Source organism: Verrucomicrobiota bacterium, assembly GCA_039192515.1.
In the GTDB taxonomy this organism is placed as follows: Bacteria; Verrucomicrobiota; Verrucomicrobiia; order Methylacidiphilales; family JBCCWR01; genus JBCCWR01.
The window spans coordinates 1-2,909 of sequence record JBCCXA010000085.1 but is presented as its reverse complement, the minus strand read 5'-3'; the positions used below and the strand labels follow the sequence as shown (position 1 = coordinate 2,909).

General features: G+C 41.2%; 2 protein-coding genes. Both read right to left on the bottom strand.

Annotation, left to right across the window (positions count from 1 at the left end; genetic code table 11):
* The coding region (locus tag AAGA18_15970; GenBank protein MEM9446838.1) for a permease prefix domain 2-containing transporter at positions 1–225 on the bottom strand (225 nt) is incomplete at its 3' end.
* Positions 218–2,869 carry an ABC transporter permease gene (locus AAGA18_15965; protein MEM9446837.1) on the bottom strand — a complete coding sequence of 884 codons (2,652 nt, stop codon included), beginning with the start codon at positions 2,867–2,869 and terminating at the stop codon, positions 218–220. The genes AAGA18_15970 and AAGA18_15965, both read right to left, overlap by 8 nt.
* Positions 2,870–2,909: the final 40 nt, after the last annotated feature.

Genomic DNA, 2,909 nt, shown 5'->3' with positions numbered 1-2,909 from the left:
GTGATTTAATCGAATATCACCACCCAGGCTTTTCGTAAGCGTTGAGCGTAAAAGCTTTAAAGTATCCCAGGCGTATAGTCTTCTAGCTTTTCTTACTGAAAAAAGTCCTAGGTTATCCTGAAACCTTTCCTCCATGTCTCCTTCGATTTCCTCCAGGTAATCCTGGCGGCAGAACCAGCGTAAGAAGCGGAGAAAAAGTTTGGGAGGTGAGGGTTTGCTATTCATTTCGTAATAGTTTAGCCGGGTTTTGGACCGCAGCTGCTCGTACCCGCCAGCCAACAGTAAGTACTCCAATAAACAATACTATGATGAACCCGGAAAGCATTTCAATGAGATCTATTTCTGTTCTATAAAGGAATTCGTTTAATATATAATCATCCACAATATAGGTCGCTCCCGGCACGGCTATTACAGCAGCTATGATGATCATTCCTAAAAAAGCACGGGAAAGAAGCAACATTAGACTACTAATTCCAGCTCCCAGCACTTTGCGAATACTGACTTCTTTCAAGCGGCTTTCAGAAGTATAAATCGCCATGCCTAACAAGCCAAGTGTCGAAATGGAAATGGCTAAGAAGGCAAGAAATGAAATAACCGAATAAGTGGTTTTGCTCGAAGCGTATGTTCTGGCAATTTCATCATCATAAAAGGTAGCCTCAAAAGGATGAACAGGGTCTAATTCTTTATAGCTTTTTTCTAATTTTTCCATGGTATTCCACAAGTCGTTACTCGCTATTTTCACTCCTAGTATCCCATCACCTCTTGCTCTCATATTCACAAACGCAAAAGCCTTCGGTACTTCAGCATCCAGGGACATACTGATGAAATCTTTGACTACTCCTTGAATTTGCATTTTTCTTTCACCGAAATACCAGATATTCTTTCCAATAGCTTCATGGGGGTCGCCTAGATCTAATTCCCTTAAAAATGTTTCGTTGACAACAATGGCATTTTGTATTTGCTCTTCCTTTAAGGACGCCTGAAATCCACTACCCGCAATCAATTCAAACCCGTGCATGTCCAAATAATTTTGACCAATATAATTGGTAGTAAATAGTACCATATCACTTTTATCTTCAGAAAAGGCTTCTCCCAGCTCTGCGTTTCGGGTTCCCAATACCACGTAGGATCTTGAGGTAGCCACTACCTCGGACATTTTTGTATATTCATTCTCAAGCTGATCCATGTAGTCCCCTTGAATCTGAATGTTCACAATGTTTTCTGTATCGTATCCCAGGTCGTAGTTCAATACATATTGATACTGCTTATGCACCATTACAGAGCACATTATCAAACCAATAGAAAGAGTAAATTGAAAGGTAATCAATGCCCGCCTTGCGTTAATTCCAGAAAACAGTTTTACCTTGCTGATATCATTAAAAAGCGCTATTGCCTTGAGTTTCGAAAGTGCTAATGCAGGAAAAAAACCGGCAATAGTTCCCACGACAAGTGTGAACAACAGAAAATAAATAACATGAATAGGACCCAGGTCCAATCTGAATGTAGGTGGGCTCGTAGCAACTAGCTCGGGAAGATTTAAAAACCCCAGTTTGATGAAAAAAAACAGTCCTAAACCCAAGATTAAGGCAATCAAAGACAGAAGAATAGCCTCTAATATGAGCTGTAAAAATATTTGAAGGGATGTACCTCCAATTACCTTACGCACACTGATCTCTTTGGAACGTCTCAATGCCCTAGCCAGCGATAAATTAGTGTAATTGAAACAAGCACTTAGCAGCACAATGAACGTGAGTCCCATCATCATATTGATTTTGCGTTTTGAGAATGTCGGACCTGGCGGGCTTCCTGCACCTCCTGTTATAAACTGCTCCATGGGCTCCAGAGTAAGCGTCATGGGAGCCTTTCGCGAATTATGATCAGCCATCATATCTGCCATGATCGATTCGATCTTCGCTATGTCGGCATCTTTTTTTAGTAAAACATAAACATAGCTTTCAGCATAATTTCCAGGATTATTCTTGATGCCTCTCCTACTCTCCACCAGGCTGTTTTCCATGGTTTTCATTGAGACCAACATCTCAAAAGTAACGTGTGAGTTAACCGGTGGATCCTCTACAATACCGGTGATCATTCCTGTATTAAAATCTCCATTGCCCTCCACCCCAACTGTCTTACCTATCGGGTCCATAGTATTAAATAGCCTTTTAGCAGCAGATTCTGTCAATACTATTGCACCCGGACTCTTTAAAGCCGTTTGGGGATTTCCCTTTAAAAGTTTAAATGAGAAGACATTAAAAAATGAATTAGTAGCGTAATAACCGCTGGTAGCAATGGCCTTTTGATCACTGTGCAAGTCAACAGTGAGACCTCTTCTTAGCACCAGTACCTGTTCTACTTCCGGGACCTGCTGCCACATCCGGTCTCCGATATAGTGAGAGGCCGTGGCAAGATAGTCTTCTTCGCCTTGAAATAGGGCTTGTCTGGAAGTAGTTACCCGGTAAATTCTGTCCTTTTTATCGTGAAATGCATCAAAAGAATGTAGCTCGGAAAGCAGTACAATCATGAATATCCCTATGGACAGACTAACCGCCAATCCAACAACATTAATACCTGAAAAAAGGGCATGACGTTTAACGTTTCGAACTGAAGTTTTAAGATAGTTTTTCAACATACCATAGTGATTTAATCGAATATCTCCATCCAGGCTTTTCATAAGCGTAGAGCGCAAAAGTTTTAAAGTATCCCAGGCATAGAGACGTCTGGCTTTTTTCACTGAAAAAGTCTTCAGATTATCCTGAAATCGTTCCTCCATATCCCCTTCTATCTCCTCCAGGTATTTCTTTTTAATGAAGAACCTGAGGAACTTCAAGGGCCAGCGTGGAGGCAATATTTGAGGAGGGCTATTCACTCTTGAGAGAATTCACCGGGTTAGCGCTAGCAGCCTTTAT